The sequence below is a fragment of the Streptomyces sp. NPDC020996 genome (assembly GCF_040641355.1).
Taxonomy (GTDB): Bacteria; Actinomycetota; Actinomycetes; order Streptomycetales; family Streptomycetaceae; genus Streptomyces.
Genome location: NZ_JBFADM010000004.1, coordinates 67,417 through 93,959 on the forward strand (window position 1 = coordinate 67,417; position 26,543 = coordinate 93,959).

Genomic DNA, 26,543 nt, shown 5'->3' on the forward strand with positions numbered 1-26,543 from the left:
AGCGGCCTCGGTGACTGCGGCCTCGGTGACTGCGGCCTCGGTGACTGCGGCCTCGGTGACTGCGGCCTCGGTGACTGCGGCCTCGGTGACTGCGGCCTCGGTGACTGCGGCTTCGGTTGGCTGACTCACGCAACAGAGCATCCGGTACGGAAGCGGCGCGATCGAGTGGCCCGAAGGACAGTGTTCGCTACGATCGGGCCATGAGCCGTGAGCCGGAGTTCCGCCCGCACCGCGTCGTCGTGCTCGCCCTGGACGGCCTGCTCCCGTTCGAGCTGGGCATCCCGCACCGCATCTTCGGCCGCCCCAGGGACAGCCGCGGCCGGCCCCTGTACGAGGTCGTGACCTGCTCGGTCCGGCCGCCCGGCCCGGTGCGCACGGACGCCGACTTCTCGGTCATGGTCGAGCACGGGCCGGAGGCGCTGGCGACCGCGGACACGGTGGTCGTCCCCGCCTCCTACGAACTCGGCCCGGTCTTCGAGCAGGGCGTGCTCACCGAGGAGCTGGCCACCGCGCTCGCGCACATCCGGCCGGGCACCCGGCTGGCCTCCATCTGCACCGGCGTGTTCGTGCTGGCCGCCGCCGGCTTCCTCGACGGCAGGCGCGCCACCACTCACTGGGCGGAGACCGAGCACCTGCAACGCCTCTTCCCGAAGATCGACGTCGACCCGGACGTGCTGTTCGTCGACGACGGCGACGTGCTGACCTCGGCCGGCGTCGCGGCCGGCATCGACCTGTGCCTGCACATCGTGCGCCGCGACCACGGCACCGCCGTCGCCACCGAGGTCGCCCGCCGCACGGTCGTACCGCCGCACCGCGACGGCGGGCAGGCGCAGTACATCCAGCGGCCGGTGCCCGACCCGCAGCAGGCCACGACGACCGCGGCCCGCGCCTGGGCGCTGGGACGGCTGCACGAGCCGATCCAGCTGCGGGACATGGCGGCGCGGGAGTCCATGTCGGTGCGCACCTTCACCCGCCGCTTCCGCGAGGAGGTCGGCGTCAGCCCCGGCCAGTGGCTCACCCAGCAGCGCGTGGAGCGGGCGCGGCAGCTGCTGGAGACCACCGACCGGTCGGTGGACCGGATCGCGCGGGACGCCGGCTTCGGCACGGCGCAGTCGATGCGGCAGCATCTGCAGACGGCGCTCGGGGTGACGCCGACGGCGTACCGGCGCACCTTCCGCGCCGGCGCCGGAGCCTGACGACGACCGCTCGGAAGGAGCGTTTCAGAACGTGAGCACGGCGCGCGCGACGCGGCCCGCCTCCGCGTCCGCCCTCGCCCTGTCGAAGTCCTCGACCGGGTACGTCGCCGTCACCAGCTCGTCCAGCAGCAGCCGGCCCGCCCGGTACAGCTCGGCGTACAGGGCGATGTCCCGCTGCGGGCGCGAGGAGCCGTAGCGGCAGCCGAGGATCGACTTGTCCAGGTAGAGGGAGGAGACCTGGAAGGACGCCTCCGCGGCCGCCGGGGGCACGCCGAGCAGGACGGCCTGCCCGTGCCGGTCCAGCAGGTCGACGGCCTGCCGGATCAGCTCCACCCGGCCGACGCACTCGAAGGCGTGGTCGGCGCCGGTCGGCAGGATCTCCCGCACGTCGCGCGCCGACGTCAGGAAGTGCGTCGCCCCGAACTGCCGGGCCACCGCCTCCTTCGCCGGGTTGGCGTCGACCGCGACGATCGTCAGCGCGCCCGCGAGCCGGGCGCCCTGGATGACGTTGAGGCCGACCCCGCCGGTGCCGATGACCACGACGCTCTCCCCGCGGTCCACGCGCGCCCGGTTGAGCACGGCGCCGACGCCGGTGAGGACCCCGCACCCGATCAGCGCGGCGGACGGCATCGGCACGTCCGCCGGGATGCGCACCGCCTGCACGGCCTTCACCACGGTGCGCTCCGCGAACGCCGAGTCCGCGGCGAACTGGTACACCGGCCGCCCGCCCCGCGTGAACGGCCGCCCCGGCCGCCCGATCGCCTGCCGGCACATCGTCGGCCGGCCCCGGTCGCACTCGGCGCAGGTGCCGCAGCTGGCCAGCGTGGACAGGGCCACGTGGTCACCGGGCGCGACATGGGCGACCCCGGCGCCCACCGCCTCCACCACCCCGGCGCCCTCGTGCCCGAGCACCACCGGGACGGGGAACGGGATGGTCCCGTCCACCACGGACAGGTCGCTGTGGCACAGCCCGGCCGCCCGCACCGCCACCCGCACCTCGCCGGGCCCGGGATCGCTCACCTCCAGGTCGTCCACGACCTCGGCCCGCTTCCCGTCGAACACCACCGCGCGCATCACTCGCCCCCCTTGGGCTCCCTCGGCAGGCCGAGCACCCGCTCGGCGATGATCGTGCGCTGCACCTGGTCCGAGCCGCCGTAGACGGTGTCGGCCCGGGAGAACAGGAACAGGTGCTGCGCCGCGTCGAGTTCGTACGGCGCCGAAGGCGACCAGTCGGCCGGTCCGGCGCCCGCCGCGGCCCCGCGCACCCGCATCGCGAGTTCGCCGAGCCGCCGGTGCCAGCCCGCCCACAGCAGCTTGGCCACGCTCGGCGCCCCCGGCACGTCCGAACGCCCCAGCGTGCGCAGCGCGTTGCAGCGCATCGCATGCAACTCCGCCCACTGCGCCACGAGTCGGTCGTGCAGCACGGGGTCGTGCACCGCACCGGACCGCACGGCCGCCCGGACGACGTCGGCCAGTTCCTCGGCGAAGCCGATCTGCTGGGCCAGCGTGGACACCCCCCGCTCGAACCCGAGCAGGCTCATCGCGACCCGCCAGCCGTCGCCCTCGCCCCCGACGCGGTGCTCCACGCGCGCGCGTGCGCCGTCGAAGAAGACCTCGTTGAAGTCGCTCGTGCCGGTGAGCTGGCGGATGGGCCGCACCTCGATCCGCCCCGGCTGGTCCATGGGCAGCAGCAGGAAGCTCAGGCCGCGGTGGCGGCGGGAGCCGGGCTCGGTGCGGGCCAGCACGAAGCACCAGTCCGCCTCGTGCGCCAGCGACGTCCAGATCTTCTGCCCGGTGACGCGGTAGTCGCCGTCGGGGCCGCGTACGGCGCTGGTGCGCACCCCCGCGAGGTCGGAGCCGGCGCCGGGTTCGCTGTAGCCCTGGCACCACAGCTCCTCGCCGGCCGCGATCGGCGGGAGGAAGCGGGCCTTCTGCCCGGGGGTGCCGTGGGCGAGCAGGGTGGGGGCGAGGAGGTTCTCGCCGATGTGCCCGGAACGCGGCGGCGCGGACGAGCGGGCGTACTCCTCGGCCCAGGCGACCTGCTGGGTGAGGCCCGCGGTGCGGTTGCCGTACCCGGACTCGGGCCAGCCGAGTCCGATCCAGCCCGCCTTGCCGAGGGTGCGTTCCCAGGTGCGGCGGTCGGCGGTGTCCGAGGCGTGCGAGGTGTGTGCGGCGAGCCAGGCCCGGGCCTCGGCCCGGAACGCCTCGTCCTCGGCGGTGAATCCGAAGTCCACGACGCTCTCCCCTCTCAGGTGTCGGGCCACTTCAGATGCCGGGCCCTTCGGAAAGCGGGCCCTTCGGATGCCGGGCCCTTCGGAATGCGGGCCCTTCGGAAAGCGGGCCCTTCAGGTGTCGGGCCCTTCAGGTGTTGGGCCGGTCCCCGCGCGCCGCCGCCCGCTCCATCTCCTCCAGCTGCCGCAGCATCGGCATCGGGTCCACCCCCACCGTCCCCGGCAGGAACCGCGCGATCGTCTCCGGTGTCCACCCGCCCTCGGCGTACGCGGCCCGCAGCTCCCTCGGCTGCGCCCACACCGCGATCTTGGGGCCGGCGACCGTGTAGACCTGGCCGGTGACCTGCTGTTCCTTCGCCCGGTCCGACAGCAGGTAGACGACCAGTGCGGCCACGTCCTCCGGCTCCCCGATCTCCGCCAGCTCCATGGGCACCCCGGCCGACATCCGGGTACGGGCGACGGGCGCCACCGCGTTCGCGGTCACCCCGTACTTGTGCAGTCCCAGGGCGGCGCTGCGCACCAGCGAGATGATCCCGCCCTTGGCGGCGCTGTAGTTGGCCTGCGACACCGAGCCCTGGTGGTTGCCGCTGGTGAACCCGATCAGCGTCCCCGCCCGCTGCCGGCGCATCACCGCCGAGGCGGCCCGGAACACGGTGAACGTGCCCTTCAGGTGGGTGGCCACCACGGGGTCCCACTCCTGCTCGGACATGTTGAACAGCATCCGCTCGCGCAGGATCCCGGCGACGCAGACGACACCGTCCAGGCGCCCGTACGACTCCAGCGCCGCGTCCACGATCCGCTGTCCGCCGGTCATGGTGGACACGTCGTCGGCCACCGCGACCGCCTCGCCGCCCGCGGCCTCGATCTCCTTGACGACCGCCTCGGCGACCGCGCTGCCCGGGGACGCGCCGTCGACCGAGACGCCGTAGTCGTTGACGACGACCTTCGCGCCCTCGGCCGCCGCGGCCAGCGCCACCGCCCGCCCGATGCCCCGTCCGGCGCCCGTCACGGCGACGGCCTTGCCTGCCAAGAAGTTCCCCACGCCGGCCCCTTCCCGCGGTTTCTGACGGACCGTTAGATTTTATGTCCCGCCAGACATCCGGAGACAAGCCCCGGGGAGGGCCGATGTCGCTGCCGGCCGAGTTCCACGAGATCGCGAAGCGCGTGAACAACTGGGGGCGCTGGGGGCCCGACGACGAGACCGGCACCCTCAACCTGATCACCGACGAGGTCGTCCGGGAGGCCGCCGCCACCGTCCGCACCGGCCGACGGGTCCCGCTCGCGCTGCCGCTGCGGCAGGACGGCGTGCAGACCGGGGTGATCCCGGGGCGGGTCAACCCGCTGCACACGATGGTGCAGATCAACCAGGAACTGTTCGGGCCGGGCACCGTGGCGTGCAGCGACGACGCCGTGACCATGGGACTGCAGGCCGCCACCCACTGGGACGCGCTGACCCACGTCTCCCACTCGGGGCGGCTCTACAACGGCCGCCCCGCCGGCACGGTCACCGCGCACGGGGGCGCCGAGTTCGCCGGCATCGACAAGGCGCGGCACGTGGTCTCGCGCGGGGTGCTGCTGGACGTGGCCCGCGCGCGGGGCGTCGACCGGCTGGCGGGCGGGCACGCGGTCACCCCGGAGGACCTGGAGGCCGCGGAGGAACTCGCCGGCACGCGGGTGCGCGCCGGTGACGTGGTGCTGGTGCGGACCGGGCAGGTCCAGCTCTACCTCGCCGGGGACCGGGAGGCGTACGGCTATCCGTCGCCGGGGCTGTCGGTGCGCACGCCGGAGTGGTTCCACGCGCGCGACGTGGCCGCCGTGGCGAACGACACCCTCACCTTCGAGATCTTCCCGCCCGAGATCGAGGACCTGTGGCTGGCCGTGCACGCGCTCGACCTCGTGGAGATGGGGATGCTCCAGGGCCAGAACTGGAATCTCGAAGAGTTGTCCACAGCCTGTGGAGAAAACGGCCGGTACGCGTTCCTGCTGTCGGCGATGCCCGAGCCGTTCGTCGGCGCGACGGGCACCCCGGTGGCACCGGTCGCCGTCCTGTGAGCCGCGGACGCGGGAGAGCCGTGGACGCACGGGAGCCGTGGACGCACGGGAGCCGTGGACGTACGGGAGCCGTGGACGCACGGGAGCCGTGGACACGCGAGAGCCGTGGACACGCGAGAGCCGTGGACACGCGAGAGCCGTGGACGCACGGGGGCCGTGGACACGGGAGAGCCTGCGGACGCGGGAAAGCCGTGGGCTCTGGAGAGCCGTGGACGCGGGAGATGCGTAGACACGTGAGGGCACCGCGGGCGCCGGAGACCGTCGGATGGCGGTGCGCCCCGCCCGCCCCGAGCACGGCGCCGCGCACCGCCATCCGACTGCGGCGCACCCGTTCCGGCCCTCCTGACCCCGAGGGAACGGACGCCGCGTCACGACCCACGCTCGCCGAGGGCTCCCGTCACCGGAGCCCTCGCCGTCCCCTCGCGGCGAATCGCTGACCTCAAGGGTGATCAATCGGACAGGACACGTCAACAGTCGGTGCAGGATTCCTCACTTATGCCCGCTTTGTCGCGGACGCGCACGGAAGCACGTCCCGGCGCACCACCCCGGCGCCGACCGGGCCTGACAGCGGTTTCTGCGCCCGTGCGCCAGGGTTGACGGACCACCGGCGGACGGGAGCGGGTCAGACCGCCTCGAAGGCCAGCCCGTCGTACGCCGACGCCCCGCTTCCGCAGTCGGCCGCACCCTGCCCGGCGCGCTCGCAGCGGTCGAGTTCGCACCAGATGCGCTTGCCGGAGCCCTCGGGGTTCCAGCCCCAGCGGTCGGCGAGGCCGTCGACCAGGGCGAGCCCCCGCCCGCCGGTGGTGTCGCCGTCCAGACACCGGGGCACCGGGGCCCGGTCGCTGGCGTCGGCCACCTCGACGCGGACGGTGGCGGTTCCGGCCACCGCGCCCGCCAGGGACAACCGCAGCACGGCCGGACAGCCGGTGTGCACCACGGCGTTGGTGACCAGCTCCGAGACGAGCAGCACCAGCGTCTCGGCGAGCGGTTCGTCTTCCTGTATGCCGGACCCGGCCAGACGCGACCGCGCCCACCGCCGGGCGCGCCCGACCTCTGCGGGGTCGGGCCGGATCTCCAACTGCACTTGAAGCACCTGCACCGCTCACACCATCCGAACCGGCGGACACCAGACCTCGGGCCGCGCGCACGCCGCGACGAGGGCCACGATCGTAGCCATTTTCTGCATGGCCGGGACAACGGCCGGCGCAGAGCCCAGAGCAAGGGTCACGGAACGTGAATCCCTTACGAGACAGCTTGGTTGACGTACAGTCACCTCAACAAGCGCTTCGGGCATATTCCAGCGCGAAGGAGTACCCGTGCGGCATACTGTGCGACGCTCGCGGCGGCGAGTCGAACAGGCTTGATACGGCCTTGCCATGGGGGCAAAACCGGGATGGCCCGTCCTCGGCACCACTCGCATCCCACAGAAGGTACCGGAGCAGGGCGGCGACTCCAGGACGTGACGGGTCACCCTTGGGACACAACCAGGTATCAACGCTCCGTGATTCCGGTATGCCACGATCCGCGACATCCATGACGGTCGCGCTGGCGATGCCCCAGAACGATGCCGTTCAGGCGGTCAGATCGGCCGCGAGCAGCTCCTCACACTCCGTCACGCCGCCGCCACGCTGCGACCGCACCCACGCCCGCTTCAGGTGCAGGTGCACCTCGGACTCCCAGGTGAAGCCCATGCCGCCGTGCACCTGGAGGCAGTCGCGGGCGCCGCACACCGCGGCCTCGTCGGCCAGCAGCCGGGCCGCGGCGATGTCGGTCCGGTCGGCGGTGACGGCGGCCGCGTAGACCGCGGTGCGGGCCACCTCGGCGCGCACCAGCAGTTCGGCGCACAGGTGCTGGACGGCCTGGAAGGCCCCGATCGGCCGCCCGAACTGCTCGCGGGTCCGGGCGTGTTGCGCGGCCAGCTCGCACACGCGTGTGGCCGTGCCCAGTTGTTCGGCCGCGGTGAGCAGAACGCCCACCGGATCGGCCGCGGTCGTCGCCGCGCCGGGCACGCGGTGCAGCGGCGTCAACGGGTCGACCGACCGCAGCGGTACGGCCTTCACGGCGTCGCCGCGGACGGTGTCCGCCTCGGCGAGCCACTCCACCAGCCCGCCGTCGACGGCCGCGACGACCGTCTCGCCGGTGGCCGCGCCCGGCACGTCCCGCGCCGCGAGGTGGGTGGCCACCAGCGGCCCGGGCAGCAGCACCCGTCCCGCCTCCTCGAACGCCAGCACCGCCTCGGGCAGCCCGAGCCCGACCCCGCCCTCCTCCTCCGGCACCCGCAGCGCGAAGAACCCGGCCGCCCCCAACTCCCGCCACACCGTCCGGTCGAGCCGGCCGCCCGCGTCGACGGCGCGCCACAGCGCCTCGCGCCCGAAGCACCGCCCGAGCACCTCCCGCACCCCGTCCCGCAGGGCCCGTTGCTCCTCACCGAGCCGGAACCGCACGCCGCTCCACCCCCTTCACCGCCCCTTCACCGCCCGTTCGCCACCGGAATCACCGCCCGGTCACCGATCCGTCGCCGCCCCGTCACCGCCCCTTCGGCAGGCCCAGGACGCGTTCCGCCACGATGCTTCGCTGGATCTGCGAGGTGCCGGCCGCGATGGTGTACGACAGGGAGGTCAGCCGGTCGAGGACCCACGGCCGGTCCAGGTCCAGCGCGTCCGGGCCCAGCACGCCGGCCGCGGTGTCGTAGAGGTCCTGGCGGGCGTGCGAGTACCGCAGTTTGAAGACCGAACCGCCGACGCCCGGGACGCCGCCGCGCTCCTCGGCCTCGCTGACGTTCCACTGCGCCAGCCGCCACAGCGCGCGGAACTCGGCGTTCAGCGCGCCGAGCCTGCGCCGCAGCACCGGATCGTCCCAGCGCCCGTTGCGGCGTGCCTCGGCGGCGAGTTCGCCCAGGACGCGACGGCAGGCCACCACCTCGCCCGCGAACGCCGTGCCGCGCTCGAAGGACAGCGTCACCATCGTCACGCGCCAGCCGTCGTTCTCGTCGCCCACCCGGTTGGCCACCGGCACCCGCACCTCGTCCAGGAACACCTCGGCGAACTCCGCAGACCCGGCAAGAGTGCGCAGCGGCCGTACGGTGATGCCCGGGGCGTCCATCGGCATCGCCAGCCAGGTGATGCCCCGGTGCCTGGGCGCCGTGGCGTCCGTGCGCACCAACAGCTCGCACCAGTCGGCCACTTCGGCGTGCGAGGTCCAGATCTTCGACCCGCTCACCACGTAGGCGTCGCCGTCCCGCCACGCGCGCGTGCGCAGCGCCGCGAGGTCGGAACCGGCGTCCGGTTCGCTGAAGCCCTGGCACCACACCTCCTCGCCGCGCAGGATCGGCGGCAGCCAGCGCTCCCGCTGTGCGGGCGTGCCCTCGGCGGCGATCGTCGGCCCGGCGTGCAGCAGCCCGACGAAGTTGGCCCCCACGTAGGGCGCGCCCGCCTTCTCGGTCTCCTCCAGGAAGATCAGCCGCACGGTCGGCGAGGCGTCCCAGTGCACGTCGGCGTACCCGGCGTCGTACAGCATCCGCTGCCAGCCGGCGTCGTAGGCGCGGCGGGCCGGCCAGTCCCGCGGCGACGGCCTGGGCGGCAGGGCGGGCAGCGCCCCGGCCAGCCACTTGCGCAGCCGGGCCCGGAAGTCCTCCTCCTCCGGCGTGTACGTCAGGTCCATCAGCGGTCGAGGTCCAGGCCGAGCATGCGGATCGCGTTGCCCCGCATCAGCTTGTGGACCGTCTCCGGGTCGAGGCCCTTGACGTGGTCGAGGGCGACCTCCTTGGTGTGCGGGAAGGTGGAGTCGACGTGCGGGTAGTCGGTCTCGAAGGTGGCGTTGTCGCGGCCCACCACGTCCAGCGAGGCGACCCCGTGCTTGTCGCGGAAGAAGCAGCAGAAGATCTGCCGGTAGTAGTACGCCGACGGCGGCTCCGGGATCAGGTCCCGCACCCCGCCCCAGGCCCGGTGCTCCCGCCAGACGTCGTCGGCGCGTTCCAGGGCGTACGGGATCCAGCCCATCTGGCCTTCGGAGTAGGCGAGTTTGAGGGTGGGGAAGCGCACCAGGACGCCGCTGAAGAGGAAGTCCATCATCGAGGCCATGGCGTTGTTGAAGCTCAGGGACGCCTGGACGGCGGGCGGGGCGTCCGGGGAGGCGGCCGGCATCTGCGACGACGACCCGATGTGCATGTTGACGACCGTCCCCGTCTCCTGGCAGGCCGCGAAGAACGGGTCCCAGTACCCGGAGTGGATGGAGGGCAGGCCGAGGTGGGTGGGGATCTCGGAGAAGGTGACCGCCCGCACCCCGCGTGCGGCGTTGCGCCGGATCTCCACGACCGCCAGTTCCACGTCCCACAGCGGGATCAGGCACAGCGGGATGAGCCGGCCGCCGCTGTCGCCGCACCACTCCTCCACCATCCAGTCGTTGTAGGCGCGCACGCAGGCAAGGGCGACCTCCTTGTCGTGCGCCTCGGCGAAGGTCTGGCCGCAGAAGCGCGGGAAGGTCGGGAAGCAGAGGCTGGCCTCGACGTGGTTGAGGTCCATGTCGGCGAGCCGTTCCTTCGGGTCCCAGCAGCCGCGCCGCATCTCCGCGCGCGTGATGCCCTCCAGCGTCATCTCGTCGCGGTCGAATCCGACGGCGGCGATGTTGCGCTTGTACGGGAACTGCAGGTCCTCGTAGATCCACCAGTCGGTGGGCGGGCCGTCGGGGTCCATCGTGATCCGGTACTTGCCGCCGACGTAGGCGAGTTCGCCGATCCCGGCGGTGACGGGCCGCGGGCCGCGGTCGCGGTACCTGCGCGGCAGCCAGGTCTCGAAGAGGTGGGCCGGCTCGATCACGTGGTCGTCGACGCTGATGATGCGGGGCAGTTCGCCCGGGTCGGTCATGATCCCCTCCGGCTGGCACGACGACGTCTTCACAGTCGTTTCTGATGCTCCGTCAGATCTGCTTTGCCAGCAGGCTAGCCCCGCCCCCCTGGACCGACAAGGCGCCCGGCCCTACGCTCTGCGCGAGATCTGACGAGCCGTCAGCTCTCTGTCGAAGGGGGAGCCGCTGTGAACGACACCGCCCACGCGCTCGGCGCATCCCGCACCCTGTGGGAACTGGTCACCCGCCGGGCCCGCCGCACCCCCCGCCGCCCGGTCCTCCTCCAGGGCGAGCGCTCCCTGAGCTTCGGCGAACTGCGCGACCGCGCCGAGCGCGTGGCGGCCGGCCTGTACGACATGGGCGTACGCCCCGGTACGGTGGTCGCCTGGCAGCTGCCCACCCGCGTCGAGACGGTCCTGCTCTCCCTGGCGCTGGCCCGGCTGGGCGCCGTGCAGACCCCGGTCATCCCCTTCTACCGGGACCGGGAGGTCGGCTTCGCGCTGCGCGAGTCGAAGGCGGAGTTCTTCGCCGTGCCCGGCGAGTGGCGCGGCTTCGACCACACTGCGATGGCCCGGCGGCTGGGCGCGAGGGGCGTCTTCGAGGCGTACGACCGGCTGCCGGACGGCGATCCGTCCGTGCTGCCCGCCCCGCCCGCCGACGGCACCTCGGTGCGCTGGATCTACTGGACCTCGGGGACGACCTCCGCACCGAAGGGCGTGCTGCACACGGACCGCTCGCTGATCGCGGGCGGCTCCTGCCTCGCGCACGCGCTGCGCCTGACCGCCGACGACGTGGGGTCGATCGCCTTCCCCTACGCCCACATCGGCGGGCCCGACTACCTGGTGATGCTGCTGCTGTACGGCTTCCCGGCGGTGCTGCTGGAGCACTTCGCGCTGCCGGACGCGCTGGCGGAGTACCGCAGGCACGGGGTGACGGTGGCGGGCGGGTCGACGGCGTTCTACTCGATGTTCCTCGCCGAGCAGCGCGCACGGCCCGGCGGGAAGGTGATCCCGACGCTGCGGCTGCTCGCGGGCGGCGGGGCGCCGAAGCCGCCCGAGGTGTACCGCGCCGTGGTGCGCGAGATGGGCGTCCAGCTCACCCACGGGTACGGCATGACCGAGGTGCCGATGATCACCATGGGCTCGCCGGACGACACCCCGGAGAACCTGGCGACGACGGAGGGACGGCCGCCGGAGGGCATGGAGATACGGATCGTGGACGGGGAGGTCCGGCTGCGCGGCGAGGCCGTCTGCCGGGGCTACCTGGACCCGGCGCAGACGGCCGAGGCCTTCGACGAGGAGGGGTTCCTGCGCACCGGCGACCTGGGGCGGCTGACCGCGAGCGGGCACCTGGTGCTCACCGGGCGGCTGAAGGACGTGATCATCCGCAAGGGCGAGAACATCTCGGCGAAGGAGATCGAGGACCTGCTGGCCGCGCACCCGGCCGTCGGCGACGTGGCGGTGATCGGGCTGCCGGACGAGGAGCGCGGCGAACGGGTGTGCGCGGTGGTCGAGCAGCCGCCGGGGGCCGGGGAGCTGACCCTGGAGGCGGTGACGTCGTACCTGCGCGCGCAGGGGCTGTCGGTGCACAAGCTGCCGGAGCGGCTGGAGGTCGTGGAGGCCCTGCCGCGCGGCGACACCCTGCGCAAGGTGCTCAAGTACGTCCTGCGCGAGCGCTACTCGGGGACGGTGAAGTAACGGGCGACCGCGGGCACGATCTCCGCCTCGCCCACCTTGCCGTCGCCGTCGGCGTCGAGGGCGGCGGCGACCGTCCCCGCGACGTCCTGCGGCACGCCGAGGACCCGCAGCACCCGCACGGTGTCCGCGACGGCCGCCATGCCGTCGCCGTCCGTGTCGGCGACGGCGAGGGCCGCGTGCAGGAAGGGGCGGGCGATCTCGGCGAAGCGCTCCGGCCGGTCGTGCAGGCTCTTGACCGCGATGCCCACGAACTCGTCCCTGGTGATGCGCTGGTCGCCGTCCCGGTCGGCCATGCCGGCCATGCCCTGCCAGAACGCCTCGGCGCCCGCGTACAGGGCCTGCCCCTTGTCCGACCGGGCCGCCGTGCCGAACTCCGCGAGCAGGGCCTTGGCCGCCGCGTTGAAGTCCTCCCGGTCGATGTAGCCGTTGCCGTCCTGGTCGAAGACGGCGAACCGGCCTGCGATCCTGCGCTCGTACTCGCTGCTGACCATGTCTTCCTCGAGCCGCCTCACGTCGTGTCGGGGTGCTTCCGGACGGAGCGTACGACGCGGCGGCCCCGCTGAGCGCGGAAAAGCGTCGCTTGTGCCAAGACCGGGGGAATTCCGGGACAACGGTGTGGCACGACCGTGTGGCACGACGACGGTGCTCCCCGGCGGCGGGTCCCGGGCGCGGGCCCGGGACCCGGAGGGGCGACGGCTGCTCCGGCGCGGCTCTCAGGCGGACAGCGGTCCGGCGTCCTCGGCGACGGCCTCCTCCAGGTCGGTGTACACGTCGAACAGGCGGCGCACGCCCAGGGCGCCGAGGACGCGGCTGACGTGCGACGCCTCGGCCGCTCCCCGGGCCGGCAGCACCAGGCGCAGGCTGCCCCGGCAGGAGCGGATCAGGCGGCGGGCGGCGATGAGCACGCCGACGCCGCTGGAGTCGCAGAAGAAGACCTCCGAGAGGTCCAGGACGAGGCTGTGGCGGCCGTCGGCCACCACGTCGTGCACCCGCTGCCGCAGCGCCGGCGACGTCAGCAGGTCCAGTTCGCCCGACACGTGGAGCACGGCCCAGTCGCCCTGCTCGCCATGGGTCACACAGAACGCCACCACCACGCCCTTCGCTCACCGGGGCCTCCTCCACAAACGGAATCCACCCCTACGTTTCCCCGCCGCCCTTGCCCAGCGGCCGTTCCCTCAAACACCGACGGAGAAACGGAAACTGATCGAAGCAGGCTGGTTTTAGTCGTCTTCGAACCTGTTCGATCAGAAGTGAACTCGGGTAGGTGAAGGTCCAATACCACCCGGGCCTCCACGGGGGGCGCACATTGCCCCAAAGGGGCGTGCGTCGTCCGACGTGCCGACTACATTCGGGGCGACGGCGGCCGCAGGCTGGGGAGACCGACGGGCGGGGGTGAGGGGGCCGCATGGCGAAGAAGGACGTACCGCTCCGCTGGGACCGCAGGATGCAGCAGCGCCTCGCCCACGGAGAGGCGGCGGCCCTCGGCGAGCTCTACGACCGCTTCGCCTCCCTCGTGCACGGCCTGGCCCACCGGGTCCTCGACGACGAGCAAGCCGCCGACGCCGTCACCCGCGACGTCTTCGTCCACGTCTGGGAGCACCCGGGGGACTACGACCCCCGGCAGGGGCCCCTGCGCAGCTGGCTCGCCGCGCTCACCCACCGCCTCGCCGTGCGGCGGCTGCGCGCCACCGGGACCGCCGCCCCGGCCGGCGACGGCGGCTCGGCCGAGGACGGCGGCTCGACCGGCGACGGCGGCTCGGCCGAGGAGCTGGAACGCCGGGTGCGCCACGCCTCGGTCGCCGCCCGCGCCGACTACATCGTGCAGTCGATGCCGGCACCGCTGCGCTCCGCCCTGGAGCTCGCCTACTTCCAGCGCCGCGACTACCGCCAGACCGCCGCCGACCTCGGCGTCACCGAGGACGAGGCCCGCCGCCGGCTCCGCCTGGGCCTGCAACTGCTGTCCACCGCCCACGACGCCGGCGCACCGGGAGCACCGCCGGGACACGGGGGTGCGGCGTGAACGACGCGGGCGGCGCGCGCCGCTTCGAGGCGTACGGCGAGGACGGGGGGCACGGGAAACACCCGGCGCACGACGGCTCCGACGACGGCTCCGACGACGGCCGGCGCCACCCGCGCGCACCGGGCCGGGACGATGCCCGGGGTGCCGGTGGCGAGGGACCGGGCGGCTCGCCGGGCTCCGGCGGGCCGGGCGGACCCGGCGGACCCGCACGCCGTGACGGTCCCGGCCCCGGGCGGCCGCCCCGCATCCCGATGCCCCGCACCTCCGTCGAGGACGGCGGCGGACCGCTGCCCCCGATCGATGCCCGGCCGGGCCCGGCACCGCGGCCCGCCCCGCTCGTCCTGGAACACCGCGTGCTGATGTCCCTTCTCGGGGCCTGGGCGCTGGCCGCCTGTTCGGCGGAGGAGACGGCGGCCGTCGAGGAGCACCTCGGCGACTGCGGCCCCTGCGCGGACGAGGCGCTGCGGCTGCGCGAGGCGGTCGGCCTGCTGCACCCGCCGGAGAGCCTCGACCTGGACCCGGCGCTGCGCACCCGCGTCCTGGAGCGCTGCCTGGACCGGCGTCCGCCGCGCGTCCCGGTGCCGGACTGGGCCGCCCCGTACGACGCCGAGACCGCCCGCCTGGACGCCCTGCTCCAGGACATCGCGGACGCCGAGTGGCACGCGCCCGTGCGGCTGCGCTGGTTCGAGGACGACGGCGCGGCGAGCCGTCGTACCACCGTCGCCGGGGTGATCGCGCACCTGCTGGCGGTCGACGGGCTGGTAGCGGTGGCGGTCGGCCTCGACGACCCGCTCGGGGACGCCGGGCCCGGCGCGGCCACGCCCGCGGCCCGCACCGAGGCGTACTGGCGTGCCGCCGCCGTGCACGCCCCGCCGACCCGTGCCGTGCGGGCGCCCTGGCGGGCGCAGAGCCACGACCTGGTGCGGACGGTGTCGTTCGCCGGCGGCCCGGACGCCGCGGACCCGACGGTCGCGTACGGCGGCTTCGAACTGCCGCTGCCGGACGCGATGGTGGACCGCGCCTTCGAGTGCTGGGTACACGCGGAGGACATCGCGGAGGCGGTGGACTACCCGTACGAGCCGCCCTCCCCGCGCCATCTCCACCTCATGATCGACCTCGCGGCCCGCATGCTGCCGGCCGCGCTGGCGGTGCGGCGGCAGGAGGGGCAGGCCGCGCCCGGCCGGGGCCGGCGCCTCGTCCCGGCCGGAGCGCCGGGCCGCAGCCTGCGCCTGGAGATCGAGGGCTCGGGCGGCGGCGAGTGGCTGATCCCGCTGGACTCCCCCGGCGCGCGCGGCTCGGCGGACCACGAGGTGGCCCATGTCGCCCTGGACGGTGTGGAGTTCTGCCGGCTGGCCGCGGGCCGTGTGCGGCCGCGGGAGGCGGCGGCCGGGCAGCTGGGCGACCGGGAGGCGATCCGGGACGTCCTGTCCGCCGCGGCGGCCCTGAGCCGCATGTAGGGGCGGCCCCGGGCCGCTCACAGCGGCGTGGCGGCGCAACGAACGAGCCCCCGTCCCACATTCCGTGGGGCGGGGGCTCGCTTCCGGAGCGCCGGGCAGGCCTTGCACCTGCATTTCCCCGCAGGAAGCGGGGCGTCTTTCCTTGGACCACCAACGCACGGCCGACTGTTCGCAGTTGCGGCGACCGGCTTGAGATCAAGCATACCGTGTTCCCGGACCCGGATCGCACACCGTTCCCGGACCGGGATCGCACACCGCCACCGGGAACGCCACGCCTGACGGTACGTCAGGCGTGGCTGTCCTCAGGCGAACACGACCGTGCGCCGCCCGTTGAGCAGGATCCTGCGCTCGGCGTGCCACTTGACCGCGCGGGCCAGCGCCTGGCACTCCACGTCCCGCCCGATCGCGACGAGCTGGTCCGGCGTCACGTCGTGCCCGACCCGCTCGACCTCCTGCTCGATGATCGGCCCCTCGTCGAGGTCGGCGGTGACGTAGTGCGCGGTGGCCCCGATCAGCTTCACCCCGCGCGCGTGCGCCTGGTGATAGGGCTTGGCGCCCTTGAAGCTCGGCAGGAAGGAGTGGTGGATGTTGATGATCCGGCCGCTGAGCTGCTTGCACAGGTCGTCCGAGAGCACCTGCATGTAGCGGGCGAGGACGACGAGCTCCACCCTCTCCTCGCGGACGATCTCCAGCAGCCGCGCCTCGGCGTCCGCCTTGGTGTCCTTCGTCACCGGGATGTGGTGGAAGGGGATGTTGTACGAAGCTACGAGCTCGGCGAAGTCTGTGTGGTTGGACACCACGGCGGCGATCTCCACCGGCAGCGCCCCGGTCCGCGCGCGGAACAGCAGGTCGTTCAGGCAGTGCCCGAACCTGCTGACCATCAGGACGATGCGCATCCGGTCGTCGGCCCGGTTTATCTGCCAGTCCATGTGGAACGAGTCACCGATCGCCGCGAAGCTCGCCCGCAGCTTGTCCACGGTCACCGGCGCCTCGGCCGAGAAGTGGACCCGCATGAAGAACAGCCCGGTGTCGTGGTCGCCGAACTGCTGGCTGTCCACGATGTTGCAGCCGGTCATGAACAGGTAGCTGGACACGGCGTGCACGATGCCCTGCTTGTCCGGGCAGGAGAGCGTGAGGACGTACTGGTCGGCCGGGGCCGCGGCGGGGGTGGACTGCTCGCTCATGCAGGACAGGGTCCCATATTCGCGGGCGCGGACGGATCCTCGTCCGTCACGCGGACCGGGTCATGATCCGCAGCACCTCGAGGGTGCGCGGCGGCGCGTCCGGGTCCTCGCCGTCGGCCACGGCCATCCGCACGTGCGCGTCCCGCGCCGCCCGCACCGCCTCCGGCCACGCCTGGTTCTCGAGGTAGGCGGAGACCGGGGCGTCGGGTCCGACCTGGTGCATGATCCGCAGCACGCGCAGCACGGCGGTGTCCACGAGGGCCGCCTCCTGGGAGTCCCGGAAGATCGTGCCGACGTACTTCTCGGCGGACCAGTTGTCCAGCCAGGTGTCCTCGACCAGGCGGTACACGGCGTCGGTGACGTCCCCGTACCCGTCCACGCCGGCCAGCCAGACGTCCCGCTGGAACACCGGGTCGGAGAGCATGTGCAGCGCGGAGCGCACATTGCTGCGCCAGCGCCACCACGGCATGTCGTTGAGTGGCATGCCGCCCATGGTGGAGGAGCGACGGGCGCGACGGGAAGAGTTATCCGGACCTTGCACGGTCACCGATCGTACGTTCTCCGCGGCGGGGGCCTCGCCGGCCCCCGCAATTCACCCGCATGTCACCGGTCAATAACCCTAGGTCACCCTGCACTTGGGGGTGTGAGGGAACCGTGTGTGTACATGACCGGCAGGCGAACCGACCGCAGCACCTCCCGACCTACGCTCAACCGGCCCGTCAGAGCCGCCGTCCTCTCGGTGGGGGCTCTGGCCGTGTGCGCCTCCATCGCCGTCGGGTGCGGGGTGGTCCCCGGCACCGCGGGGGGATCCGGGGACGACACGATCACCGTCATGACCTGGGCCCCGCAGGACACCGACGCCACCAACAAGCCCGGCATGCCCGCCTTCGCGCAGGCCTACGCCCGCTGGGTCAACGCCCGGGGCGGCATCGCCGGGCGCAAGCTGCGGGTGCTGACCTGCAACGACCACAACGACAGCGTGGCCGCCGCGAAGTGCTCCCGGATCGCGGTCAAGCGGAAGGTGGTCGCGGTCGTCGGCTCCTACAGCCAGCACAGCGACTCCTTCCTGCCGTCCCTGGAGGCCGCCGGCATCCCGTACATCGGCGGATACGGCCTCAGCAGCGGCGAGTTCACCAGCCCGCTGTCCTACCCCGTCAACGGCGGGCAGCCCACCCTGCTGGCCGGCCTCGGCAAGGAACTCGCCGCGGGCTGCGGCTCGGTGGTGCTGGTGCGGCCCGACAACATCGCGGGCGACGCGCTGCCCCCGATGCTCGACTCCGGCCTGAAGGCGGGCGGGCACGCGGCCTCCGTCGACCAGCAGGCGGCCGACGACGCCACCGAGTACGAGGAGCAGGCGCGGCGGGCGGTGGCCGCCTCGGCCGGCGACGCGACGAAGAAGGGCTGCGTGATCCCCGCGCTCGGGGACCGCACCAGCACCTTCATGGACTCCTTCCGGCGCGCCCGCGAGAACGCCCCGGGCGTGAAGACGGCCGCGGTGCTGGGCAGCGTGGACCAGACGGAGATCAACGAGTCCGGCGGGCGGTCGGGGCCGTACGAGGGGTCGTACATCACCGGCTGGTACCCGGCCGCGAACGATCCGCGCTGGGACGGGATGAAGAAGGTGATCAGCCGGCAGGCGTTCGGCGACAACCGCATCGACGCGGCGGACGCCGGCGTGCAGACGACCTGGATCGCCTACACCGTGTTCCGCAAGACCGTGGAGTCGCTGGGCGGCGGCAACGTGACCTCCGACACCGTACGGCGGGCCCTCGACCACGGGCTGAAGGTCACCACGGGCGGGCTCACCCCGCCGCTGGAGTGGGAGCAGGAGGGCCCGCTCGCCGCCATCGGCCTGTCCCGGCTGGTCAACGACGAGGTGACGCTGCAGGTCGTGCGGCAGGGCCAGCTGGTGGCCGCCAAGAAGGGCTTCCTGAACGTCACCGGGACCCTGAAGGACGCGGACGTGAGCTGAGCCGCGGCCCGGCGCACGTCCCCGGATCGCCTCCCCGCGCCGTCACAGCTGGGTCGGCTGGCGCTGCGTCAGTCCGTACGTCCTGGCGATCGCGTTCCACAGCTGGGCGGCCTTGGCCTTCTGGGCGCTGGCGGTGGTGCTCGCCCGGTTGCCGGCCAGGGTCTGCCCGGTGGTGCGGGCCTGCCCCTTGCGGCAGCCCTTCTTGCCGGCGACCTGGTCGGCCCAGGCCGCGTAGTGGTCGTCGGCCGAGGCGGACGCCTGCCACGCCTTGGTGAGCGCGGTGGTCAGCTCGGCGTGGTTCGGCAGCTTGTCGACGGACAGGCCGGACAGGCGGGTGACCAGCTCGTTGCGCTGTTTGGCCGCGGCCCTGAGGTCCGAGGCCGCCTGTCCCAGGTTGTTGCAGGCCCGTACGTCGCCCACGGCCGCGATCACCGAGGCCCGGCTGTTCCCGCTGTCGGCCAGCAGCCCGTCCAGGGCGGTCGCCTGCTGCTTCGCCGGGTCGGCGGACGGGGAGGCGGAGCCCTCGGTCGCGGGGGCCGTGGCCGAGACGGTCTGCTTGCCGGCCTTGTCGTCGTCGCCCCCGCCGCCGAGCAGGGCCCCGGCGCCGACGCCGAGGACGACGATGCCGACGCCGACCGCGGCGATCAGCGGCACGCGCGAGCCGCCCCGCCCGCCGCGGCCGCCCCGGCCCCCGCCGTCGCCCCGCCCGCCGCTCCCGCCGTGGCCGGGCGGGCTGTAGGAGGGCCGGTCGTACGACGGCGCGGGGGCCTGCTGCTGGTCGAAGCGCGGCAGCTGCTGCGTGGACCCGGCGGCGCTCTCGCCGCCCGGCCCGCTGCGGAAGAGGTTGTCGAACTCGGCGGGCGGCTGCCGGTCCGCGCCGCCCTGCGTGCCGTACGGAGCGCCGGGGGCCTGGCCGCTCACGGGCGGCAGGTACTGGGTGGGCTCGGAGGCGGACGGGGACGCGGCGCCGGCGTGCCCGGCGTGGCCCGGGTACTGCGCGGGCGGCGGCGTGCCCGCGCCCACGGGCGGCATGTACTGCGTCGCGCCCTCGTCCGCGGCGACGGGCGGTATGTACTGGGTCGCGCCCTCGTCCGCGGCGGGGACGGGCGGTATGTACTGGGTGGCCCCGTCGGCGCCGGGCGCGGCGACGGGCGGGAGGTACTGGGTGGCGCCCTCGTCGGCGGCGGGCGAGCCGTAGGCGGTGCCGGGAGCGCCGTACGCGTGCGGGTTCTCCGGCGGCAGGGGCGCGCCCGCGGCGGGCTGCGGCGGCGAGTACGGCGGGTACCCGTAGGCGGCCGCCGGGGCGCCCTCCGGGGGCAGCGGCTGGGACGCGCCGCCCGCGCTCTGCTGCCGGTCGTCCCACTGATCGGGCGCGTCCCACTGCTGGGTGAGCGGCTCCGCCCAGCCCTGGCCCGGCTGCGGGGCCTGGCTCTGCTGGTCGGGGCCCCACGGCGCGCCCCATGCCTGGCCGCCGGCCGGGGCGCCCGGGGCGGGCGGTTCCGTGCGGGGGCCGGCCGGGTGGCCGCCGGGCGGGCCGGCCGGTGCGGGGGCGAACCCGCCCGGCCCGCCCGGCAGCACGGGCTCGCCGCCGTCGGAGGGCAGCACGATGCCTTCGCGCGCCTGGCGCAGCGAGGGCTCCTCGCCCTGTCCACTCTGCGTCACCGGGACTCCTACCAATGGGGGACCTTGTGCGTCGTCGGCTCACGCTACCGGGTCCCACGAGCCGGGTGCCACGCAGCTCAGGCCGTCACCTCCTTCCCCGTGGCCGGGTCGGCAGGGCGTCTCCGCGGCCCCCCGCGCCCGCCCTCCCGCGCCGGTTCCCGCACGTCAACCGGCGGTTCCCCGCGGGTTCACCGACCGGGCGGGACGGGCGCTCACGCCGCCGCCCGCACGCCCAGCCGCGCCCCGAACTCCCGCACCACCGACTCCTGCCGGTACGGCTCCAGCCGCTGCTGGAGATCGTCCAGGTACTCCGCGCCCCGGTCGGAGCGCAGCGTCTCCAGCAACTCCACCGCCTTCAGGCCGGTGTTGCAGGCCTGCTCGATCTCCCGCTGCTGGACCTGCGCGGTGGCGAGGAGGACGTAACCGATGGCCCGGCGGCGGGCCTTCGTCTCCGGGAGGCCGGCCAGCGCCTCCTCGGCGCACCGGGCCGCCGCCTCGCTCTGCCCGAGGTCGCGGTGGCAGTGCGCCAACTCGTCGGCTAGGTAGGCCTCGTCGAAGTGCGCGATCCACTCCGGGTCGTCCCCGGAGGCGGAGTCGGCGGACTCCAGCGCGCTGAGCGCGCGCCCGGACGCCGCCTGCGCGGCGCGCGCGTCGCCGAGCAGCGCGTGCCCGCGCGCCTCCGCCGCGTGGAACATGGCCTCCGCGCGCGGCGTGACGCGCCCGCGCGCCCCTTCCTGCGCCGCCCTCGCCAACTGCGCGATCTCGCGCGGGTTCCCGAGCTGCGCGGCGAGGTGGCTCATGGAGGCGGCGAGCACGTACCCGCCGTATCCACGGTCCCCGGCCGCCTGGGCCAGCCGCAGCGCCTGGATGTAGTACCGCTGCGCGAGGCCCGGTTGACCGGTGTCGACGGCCATGTACCCGGCGAGCTCGGTCAGCCGGGCGACGGCGGCGAACAAATCCCGCCCCACCGCCTCCCGGTAGGAGCCCGCCAGCAGCCCGGAGACGACGCTGTTGAGGTAGTGCACGACGACCGGGCGCACGTGCCCGCTGCCGTACTGGTGGTCGAGGTCGACCAGCGCCTGGGTCATGGCCCGTACGGCGGCCACGTCGGACTGGCCGACCCGCGGGCCCGCCGAGCGCGCCACCTGCGCGTCCGGCGTGGAGATCAGCCAGTCGCGGCTCGGCTCGACCAGCGCGGACGCGGCCACGGCCGAGCCGGACAGGAAGTCCCGGCGCCCCACGTCACTGCGCCACAGCTCGCAGACCTGCTCGATGGCGCCGAGCACCGTCGGCGAGAACTGCAGCCCCACGCCGGAGGCGAGGTTCTTGCCGTTGGCCATGCCGATCTCGTCGATCGTGACCGTACGGCCGAGTTTGCGGCCCAGTGCCTCCGCGATGACGGCCGGGGCGCGCCCGCGCGGCTGCTGTCCGCGCAGCCAGCGGGCCACGGACGTCTTGTCGTAACGCAGGTCGAGACCGTGCTCGGCGCCGCACATGTTGACCCGGCGGGCGAGCCCGGCGTTCGAGCATCCCGCCTCCTGGATGAGCGCCTGCAACCGTTCGTTCGGCTGCCGCGCGACGAGCGGCCTTGCGGCCATGGCGTACCCCCTGTGGCTGCGGTGCCTGCCCACGCACCGAGTTGGCGTGTCTTCCGTGACCGGACCCGCTCGTCACCCGCCGTCCCGGAGGTGACGAATAGATCCGGCCGGGAAGATCAATGCCCCGCGGACATGCACGGAATGCGAGTCATGCGAGGTTTCCTGAGGATTGCCGGGGAAGGCCGGAGCCGACCCCACTCGTGGCTACCCAGCTCACACCGCGCTTCCTCCCACGCGCCCCCGCACGTGCCTCCATGCGCCCCGCCGGCCGGGCCGACGCCCCTCCCCCGCGCGCGCGACTCCCGTAACTCCAGGTTGATGCGGTAGTTGTGTGCATCGTGGAAGATACGATCGTGGGCACCGAAGCCGTTCAGATTCCTCTGCAGCGTGGCGCATCGCTGCTGGAGACCGCCGTCCGTTACGCCGAGGAACGCCACTGGGACGTCTTCCCGGGCACCTGGCTGGAGGCCGCCGACGGGGTGCAGTACTGCTCCTGCGGCGACACCGCGTGCGCCCTGCCCGGCGCGCACCCGGCGCGCGAGGACTGGGCGACGCAGGCGACGGGCAGCGCCACCGTGGCACGACGGCTGTGGTCGCAGCAGCCGACGGCGTCGATCCTGATGCCGACGGGGCGCGCGTTCGACACGGTCTCGGTGCCGGAGACGGCCGGGTTCCTCGCGCTGGCCCGCATGAAGCGGATGGAACTGACCCTGGGTCCGGTGACGTTGACGCCGGACCGGCGGATGCACTTCTTCGTGCTGCCCGGCGGGGCGGCGAAGACGCCGGACCTGGTGCGCAAGCTGGGGTGGGCGCCGTCCTCCCTCGACCTGGTCACGCTCGGCGAGGGTTCGTACGTCGCCGCGCCGCCCACCCGGTACGGCTCCCGCGGGGCCGTGCAGTGGGCCTGCCGGCCCTCGGCCGCGAACCGCTGGCTGCCGGACGTGGAGGAGTTGATCTCGCCGCTCGCGTACGCGTGCGGACGGGACCGCTGACCCTGCCGCCGGATGGGGCGACCGCCCGGGGTTGCCCCAGGACGGCCGGCTTGGGCTCCGCGCGCCTCCGGGCGCCGGGTCAGGGTTCGCTGAGGACGCCGTCCAGGAACGGTTCGATCGCCGCGCGCCAGGCCTCCGGCTGGTCGTAGTGGACGAGGTGACCGGCGTCGGCCACCTCCGCGTACTGGCCGCGGGGCAGCACGCGGACCATCTCCTGGGCCTCGGCGCGGCCGAGTTCGCCGTCGAGGCCGCGGACGACCAGTGCCGGGCAGCGGACCTGGGCGAGCTCCTCCCAGTGCGCGTCGTACACCCAGGTCGCACGGGACGCCAGCATCTGCTCGGGGTCGAAGACGGGCCGCCAGCCGTCCGGGCCCTCGTGCATCACCTCGGCGTAGAACTCGCCGCGGGCCGGGTTGGGGCGCTCGACCCAGGGGTCGTCCTCGCCGAACCACTTGCGGACGTCGGCGAGTGTGGCGAACGGCGTCGGCCAGGCCTTGAACCAGTCCGCCCACTCGCGCTGCGAGGCGGCCCCGAGCGCGGAGGCCCGCATGTCGCAGATGATCACCCCGCGGACCAGGTCGGGGCGCTTGGCGGCGAGCTGCCACGCCGTCAGGGCGCCCATGGCGTGGCCGATGAGGACCGCCGGGGAGAGGCCCAGCTGTTCCAGGGCGGCCTCGGCGTCGTCGACGTAGGCCTCGCGGGTGAAGGCCGCCTGCGGCGGCTTGTCGCTCTGGCCGTGGCCACGCTGGTCCAGCGCGACCGCTCGGTGGCGGCCGGACAGCCAGCGGGCGGTGGACGCCCAGTGCGAGGCACGGCCCATCAGTCCGTGCAGTAACAGCACACCGGGCGTGCGCTCGACGCCGCCCGGCGGGTCGGTACGGCCGGGCGGGTCGTCGGTACGGCCGGGCGGTCCCGCCTGCCGCGGGACGAGGGCCGCCGGGTCGCTCTTGGGCGGATCGCCGAACTCCCAGGCCGCGAGACGGACACCACCCGTCCCGGTCACGTCGATGCGCCGCACCACTGGTCCTGGCACCCCCCTAGCTCCGCTCGGACCGCTCGCTCACGCTCGAGCCGGACGGTCCTGTGCACCGTGTCCTGCCGTTGCCCGTGCAGCTGCCTTCGTGCACGCGGCTGCCGCGTGCTCTCGTGCACCCCTTAGATGAAGCGCACGTTCCGCATGATCCGTCACCGCAGACTATCGAATGCCTATTCGAAAATGCTCTTTCGGCGAGCAACACCCCTCGTTCGAGTGACCCGCTTCGGGGAATGATCGTCGCTGTCGAGGGGAGATCTTCAGCGGGGGGCGGACCGCTCGGGGAAAACGGTCCGAGGGGAATGACCCTGAGAGCTCGGGGCTCCGGGTCAGCACAGGGGAGGACAGGCCCCGGCGCCGCAAGGCGCCGGGGCCCTCCACGCGTCTGCGGCGCATTCGCCCGCCCCCTCCGTCATATGCCTTACGGAAAAGCGTCGCACGGGAGGCGTCACAGCGCTGCGATTCGACGCACTGGATCTTCCGACCGACAGCGTCACCGGACCGCCGCCGTCGCCGGACCACCGCCGTCGCCGGACCACCGCCGTCGCCGGACCGCCGCCTCACCGGACCACCGCCGTCGCCGGAGCGGCGGCGCGCCGTCACGGCGGGCGCCGCCCGGCCGTTCAGCGCTTGGCGACGAACACGTGGGAGGCGACGTCCGCCTCCAGCTCGGCCGCCTCGCCGCCGCTGCCCACCAGCACACCGCCCGCCGACTGCGTCACGCTCACCACGGATCCGGGCTGCACGCCCGCCCGGCGCAGCGTGTACATCAGCTGTGCGTCCGTCTGGATCGGTTCGCCGATCCGGCGCACGACGACCGTCTTGCCGTCCTCGCCCGTGTCGAGGTCGGCCAGCGACACCATGCCCTCGTTGAGGAACGGGTCGGCGCCGTCCTTCTCGCCCAGCTCCTCCAGGCCCGGGATCGGGTTGCCGTACGGCGACTCGGTGGGGTGACGCAGCAGCTCCAGGACCCGGCGCTCCACGGCCTCGCTCATCACGTGCTCCCAGCGGCACGCCTCGGCGTGCACCTGCTCCCACTCCAGGCCGATCACGTCCACGAGCAGGCACTCCGCCAGCCGGTGCTTGCGCATCACACGCGTGGCGAGCCGACGGCCCTCGTCGGTGAGCTCCAGGTGGCGGTCGGAGGCGACGGACACGAGGCCGTCCCGTTCCATCCGCGCCACCGTCTGGCTGACGGTCGGCCCGCTCTGGTCGAGCCGCTCGGCGATCCGGGCACGCATGGGGACCACGCCCTCTTCCTCGAGCTCGAGGATGGTGCGGAGATACATCTCCGTGGTGTCGATCAGTCCGGACATACGTGCCCCTCGATGAGATCTGCCGCGAGCGTGACGGCTCCGCGGCGTGTGCGCTGGCCGTGGACCCAATTCTGACGCATGGCACTGACAACCGTGCGGCGCTGCGGAAACCACGGGCCCGGCGGTGATGCGGCCGGACCCGGCGCACGCCGTCCGGGCACCCGCGCGAGAGCCGCCGGACGCCGTATTGACACGGCACTGGTCCAGACCGCACGGTGATCCGCGACACGGACATCCGACGCCGCCCTCCGGAAGGATCCGCATGAGCGACGCCACCCCGGCCGGCCGGTTCCTCGACGCCGCGATCGGCCTGCTGCAACGGGTCCGGGAGGAGGAGGCGGACGCCGTCGCCGCGGCCGGCGCGCTGCTCGCCGACACCGTCGCCGACGGCGGCCGGCTGTTCGCCTTCGGCGCGGGCCACTCGTCCCTCGCCGCCCAGGACGTCGTCTACCGCGCCGGCGGGCTGGCCCTGATGAACCTGCTGGCCGTGCCCGGCGTCGTCGGCGTCGACGTCATGCCGGCCACGCTCGGCTCCGCGCTGGAGCGGGTGGACGGCCTGGCGAGCGCGGTGCTCGCCAGCTCGCCGATCCGCTCCGGGGACGCTCTCGTGGTCGTCTCCCTGTCCGGACGCAACGCGCTGCCCGTCGAGATGGCCATGAGCGCCCGCGCGACGGGCGTGAAGGTCATCGGCGTGACCTCGGTGGCGTACGCCTCCGAGACGCGGTCGCGGCACGCGTCCGGCGGGTTCCTCAAGGACCACTGCGACATCGTCCTCGACTCCAAGATCGCGGTCGGTGACGCCGAGCTGACGCTCGACACGGTCCCCGCCCCCTTCGCGCCGGCCTCCACGGTCGTCACCGCGGCCCTGCTGCAGGCCGTCATGGCCACGACGGCCGCCGCGCTGGCCGACCGGGGCATCGAGCCGCCGCTGCTGCGCTCCGGGAACGTCGACGGGGGCCACGAGTGGAACGGACGGGTGATGGAGGAGTACGGCGACCGGATCTTCTACCGGCGCTGAGCGCTCCGCCGGGAGCGCCCGGCGGCCGCGCAGCCGCCGAAGTGCGGCGGGCGGCGTACCCAGGCCGGCGCGGCAGACGGCGGCCGACGGATACCGGGGCCGACATCAGCGGGCCGGCGACTGAAGCGGCCGACGGCTGCCGCGGGGGCCGACCGCCCGGCCGTTCCGGCATGACGGGTGAGGCGGCGGCAGCCCAGCCGGCCGCCGGCGGCGGCGCGGGCGCCGTACGGGCCGCCGGCACCGCCCGCGGACGACTGCCGGCTGCGGGGCCGA

At 73.9% G+C, this 26,543-nt stretch carries 23 protein-coding genes; 8 read left to right on the forward strand and 15 right to left on the reverse strand.

Annotated elements, in window-relative coordinates; genetic code table 11:
• Window positions 1-200: 200 nt before the first annotated feature.
• Window positions 201-1,196: a helix-turn-helix domain-containing protein gene (locus AB0G63_RS04375; RefSeq protein WP_360744039.1), complete on the forward strand. Its 996-nt coding sequence runs from the start codon at window positions 201-203 to the stop codon at window positions 1,194-1,196.
• Between the two features lie 24 nt (window positions 1,197-1,220).
• Here the strand turns inward: AB0G63_RS04375 and AB0G63_RS04380 are convergent, their stop codons facing one another.
• The 3 genes from AB0G63_RS04380 to AB0G63_RS04390 form a co-directional block, all read right to left on the reverse strand.
• Window positions 1,221-2,270, reverse strand: a complete 1,050-nt coding sequence (locus AB0G63_RS04380) for a Zn-dependent alcohol dehydrogenase (protein WP_360744042.1) — start codon at window positions 2,268-2,270, stop codon at window positions 1,221-1,223.
• On the reverse strand, window positions 2,270-3,430 hold the full coding sequence (locus AB0G63_RS04385) for an acyl-CoA dehydrogenase family protein (protein ID WP_360744045.1): 1,161 nt from the start codon (window positions 3,428-3,430) through the stop codon (window positions 2,270-2,272). Before AB0G63_RS04385 ends, AB0G63_RS04380 begins: the two co-directional genes overlap by 1 nt.
• A 127-nt stretch (window positions 3,431-3,557) precedes the next feature.
• On the reverse strand, window positions 3,558-4,469 hold the full coding sequence (locus AB0G63_RS04390) for an SDR family NAD(P)-dependent oxidoreductase (protein WP_360744048.1): 912 nt from the start codon (window positions 4,467-4,469) through the stop codon (window positions 3,558-3,560).
• Between the two features lie 83 nt (window positions 4,470-4,552).
• Between AB0G63_RS04390 and AB0G63_RS04395 the strand changes: the two genes are divergently transcribed.
• Window positions 4,553-5,479, forward strand: coding sequence for a cyclase family protein (locus AB0G63_RS04395; RefSeq protein WP_360744051.1), 927 nt, complete (start codon window positions 4,553-4,555; stop codon window positions 5,477-5,479).
• A 622-nt stretch (window positions 5,480-6,101) separates the two neighbouring features.
• Here AB0G63_RS04395 and AB0G63_RS04400 read toward each other — a convergent pair.
• The 4 genes from AB0G63_RS04400 to AB0G63_RS04415 form a co-directional block, all read right to left on the reverse strand.
• On the reverse strand, window positions 6,102-6,563 hold the full coding sequence (locus AB0G63_RS04400; RefSeq protein WP_360744490.1) for an ATP-binding protein: 462 nt from the start codon (window positions 6,561-6,563) through the stop codon (window positions 6,102-6,104).
• 487 nt (window positions 6,564-7,050) lie between these two features.
• Complete coding sequence (locus AB0G63_RS04405; RefSeq protein ID WP_360744054.1) at window positions 7,051-7,923, reverse strand: acyl-CoA dehydrogenase family protein; 873 nt, start codon at window positions 7,921-7,923, stop codon at window positions 7,051-7,053.
• An 82-nt stretch (window positions 7,924-8,005) separates the two neighbouring features.
• The gene (locus tag AB0G63_RS04410) at window positions 8,006-9,139 is read right to left on the reverse strand and encodes an acyl-CoA dehydrogenase family protein (protein ID WP_360744057.1); all 1,134 of its coding nucleotides are present in this window, start codon (window positions 9,137-9,139) and stop codon (window positions 8,006-8,008) included.
• The gene (locus tag AB0G63_RS04415; RefSeq protein WP_360744060.1) at window positions 9,139-10,341 is read right to left on the reverse strand and encodes an amidohydrolase family protein; all 1,203 of its coding nucleotides are present in this window, start codon (window positions 10,339-10,341) and stop codon (window positions 9,139-9,141) included. Before AB0G63_RS04415 ends, AB0G63_RS04410 begins: the two co-directional genes overlap by 1 nt.
• Window positions 10,342-10,509: 168 nt before the next feature.
• On the opposite strand from AB0G63_RS04415, the gene AB0G63_RS04420 reads away from it, so the two are divergent.
• Window positions 10,510-12,018, forward strand: coding sequence for an AMP-binding protein (locus AB0G63_RS04420; protein WP_360744063.1), 1,509 nt, complete (start codon window positions 10,510-10,512; stop codon window positions 12,016-12,018).
• On the opposite strand, the gene AB0G63_RS04425 is transcribed toward AB0G63_RS04420, so the two are convergent.
• On the reverse strand, window positions 11,997-12,509 hold the full coding sequence (locus AB0G63_RS04425) for an EF-hand domain-containing protein (RefSeq protein WP_360744066.1): 513 nt from the start codon (window positions 12,507-12,509) through the stop codon (window positions 11,997-11,999). The two genes, AB0G63_RS04420 and AB0G63_RS04425, sit on opposite strands and share 22 nt — an antisense overlap.
• A gap of 222 nt (window positions 12,510-12,731) precedes the next feature.
• Window positions 12,732-13,112, reverse strand: a complete 381-nt coding sequence (locus tag AB0G63_RS04430; protein ID WP_360744069.1) for an STAS domain-containing protein — start codon at window positions 13,110-13,112, stop codon at window positions 12,732-12,734.
• Window positions 13,113-13,423: 311 nt separating this feature from the next.
• On the opposite strand from AB0G63_RS04430, the gene AB0G63_RS04435 reads away from it, so the two are divergent.
• The gene (locus tag AB0G63_RS04435; RefSeq protein WP_360744072.1) at window positions 13,424-14,038 is read left to right on the forward strand and encodes a sigma-70 family RNA polymerase sigma factor; all 615 of its coding nucleotides are present in this window, start codon (window positions 13,424-13,426) and stop codon (window positions 14,036-14,038) included.
• Window positions 14,035-15,495, forward strand: a complete 1,461-nt coding sequence (locus AB0G63_RS04440; protein WP_360744075.1) for a zf-HC2 domain-containing protein — start codon at window positions 14,035-14,037, stop codon at window positions 15,493-15,495. The genes AB0G63_RS04435 and AB0G63_RS04440 overlap by 4 nt, the downstream gene beginning before the upstream one ends.
• 302 nt (window positions 15,496-15,797) lie before the next feature.
• Here AB0G63_RS04440 and purU read toward each other — a convergent pair whose 3' ends face one another.
• Together purU and AB0G63_RS04450 are read right to left on the reverse strand one after the other, a co-directional pair.
• Entirely contained in the window at window positions 15,798-16,679 is an 882-nt protein-coding gene (purU, locus tag AB0G63_RS04445; protein ID WP_360744078.1) for a formyltetrahydrofolate deformylase, read from the reverse strand.
• A 46-nt stretch (window positions 16,680-16,725) separates the two neighbouring features.
• A complete protein-coding gene (locus AB0G63_RS04450; protein WP_360744081.1) occupies window positions 16,726-17,226 on the reverse strand; it encodes a hypothetical protein in 501 nt (166 codons plus the stop codon).
• Window positions 17,227-17,343: 117 nt separating this feature from the next.
• Here AB0G63_RS04450 and AB0G63_RS04455 point away from each other — a divergent pair, with 117 nt between their 5' ends.
• The gene (locus AB0G63_RS04455) at window positions 17,344-18,651 is read left to right on the forward strand and encodes an ABC transporter substrate-binding protein (protein ID WP_360744084.1); all 1,308 of its coding nucleotides are present in this window, start codon (window positions 17,344-17,346) and stop codon (window positions 18,649-18,651) included.
• A gap of 42 nt (window positions 18,652-18,693) precedes the next feature.
• Here the strand turns inward: AB0G63_RS04455 and AB0G63_RS04460 are convergent, their stop codons facing one another.
• On the reverse strand, window positions 18,694-20,313 hold the full coding sequence (locus tag AB0G63_RS04460; protein WP_360744087.1) for a hypothetical protein: 1,620 nt from the start codon (window positions 20,311-20,313) through the stop codon (window positions 18,694-18,696).
• Between the two features lie 212 nt (window positions 20,314-20,525).
• Complete coding sequence (locus tag AB0G63_RS04465; protein ID WP_360744090.1) at window positions 20,526-21,911, reverse strand: transcriptional regulator; 1,386 nt, start codon at window positions 21,909-21,911, stop codon at window positions 20,526-20,528.
• A 329-nt stretch (window positions 21,912-22,240) separates the two neighbouring features.
• Between AB0G63_RS04465 and AB0G63_RS04470 the strand changes: the two genes are divergently transcribed.
• Window positions 22,241-22,903: a bifunctional DNA primase/polymerase gene (locus AB0G63_RS04470; protein WP_360744093.1), complete on the forward strand. Its 663-nt coding sequence runs from the start codon at window positions 22,241-22,243 to the stop codon at window positions 22,901-22,903.
• Window positions 22,904-22,982: 79 nt separating this feature from the next.
• Here AB0G63_RS04470 and AB0G63_RS04475 read toward each other — a convergent pair whose 3' ends face one another.
• Window positions 22,983-23,924, reverse strand: a complete 942-nt coding sequence (locus AB0G63_RS04475; protein ID WP_360744493.1) for an alpha/beta hydrolase — start codon at window positions 23,922-23,924, stop codon at window positions 22,983-22,985.
• Between the two features lie 635 nt (window positions 23,925-24,559).
• Window positions 24,560-25,252 (reverse strand): metal-dependent transcriptional regulator, encoded by a 693-nt coding sequence (locus tag AB0G63_RS04480; protein WP_360744096.1) that lies wholly within the window; start codon window positions 25,250-25,252, stop codon window positions 24,560-24,562.
• A 262-nt stretch (window positions 25,253-25,514) separates the two neighbouring features.
• Here AB0G63_RS04480 and AB0G63_RS04485 point away from each other — a divergent pair, with 262 nt between their 5' ends.
• A complete protein-coding gene (locus AB0G63_RS04485) occupies window positions 25,515-26,270 on the forward strand; it encodes an SIS domain-containing protein (protein WP_360744099.1) in 756 nt (251 codons plus the stop codon).
• Window positions 26,271-26,543 lie beyond the last annotated feature (273 nt).

Bases quoted from the DNA above. Each gene is read 5' to 3' on its own strand.
- AB0G63_RS04375 (WP_360744039.1), top strand. From the start codon at position 201: ATGAGCCGTGAGCCGGAGTTCCGCCCGCACCGCGTCGTCGTGCTCGCC.
- AB0G63_RS04380 (WP_360744042.1), bottom strand. From the start codon at position 2,270: ATGCGCGCGGTGGTGTTCGACGGGAAGCGGGCCGAGGTCGTGGACGAC.
- AB0G63_RS04395 (WP_360744051.1), top strand. From the start codon at position 4,553: ATGTCGCTGCCGGCCGAGTTCCACGAGATCGCGAAGCGCGTGAACAAC.
- AB0G63_RS04410 (WP_360744057.1), bottom strand. From the start codon at position 9,139: ATGGACCTGACGTACACGCCGGAGGAGGAGGACTTCCGGGCCCGGCTG.
- AB0G63_RS04415 (WP_360744060.1), bottom strand. From the start codon at position 10,341: ATGACCGACCCGGGCGAACTGCCCCGCATCATCAGCGTCGACGACCAC.
- AB0G63_RS04425 (WP_360744066.1), bottom strand. From the start codon at position 12,509: ATGGTCAGCAGCGAGTACGAGCGCAGGATCGCAGGCCGGTTCGCCGTC.
- AB0G63_RS04435 (WP_360744072.1), top strand. From the start codon at position 13,424: ATGGCGAAGAAGGACGTACCGCTCCGCTGGGACCGCAGGATGCAGCAG.
- purU (WP_360744078.1), bottom strand. From the start codon at position 16,679: ATGAGCGAGCAGTCCACCCCCGCCGCGGCCCCGGCCGACCAGTACGTC.
- AB0G63_RS04455 (WP_360744084.1), top strand. From the start codon at position 17,344: ATGACCGGCAGGCGAACCGACCGCAGCACCTCCCGACCTACGCTCAAC.
- AB0G63_RS04465 (WP_360744090.1), bottom strand. From the start codon at position 21,911: ATGGCCGCAAGGCCGCTCGTCGCGCGGCAGCCGAACGAACGGTTGCAG.
- AB0G63_RS04480 (WP_360744096.1), bottom strand. From the start codon at position 25,252: ATGTCCGGACTGATCGACACCACGGAGATGTATCTCCGCACCATCCTC.
- AB0G63_RS04485 (WP_360744099.1), top strand. From the start codon at position 25,515: ATGAGCGACGCCACCCCGGCCGGCCGGTTCCTCGACGCCGCGATCGGC.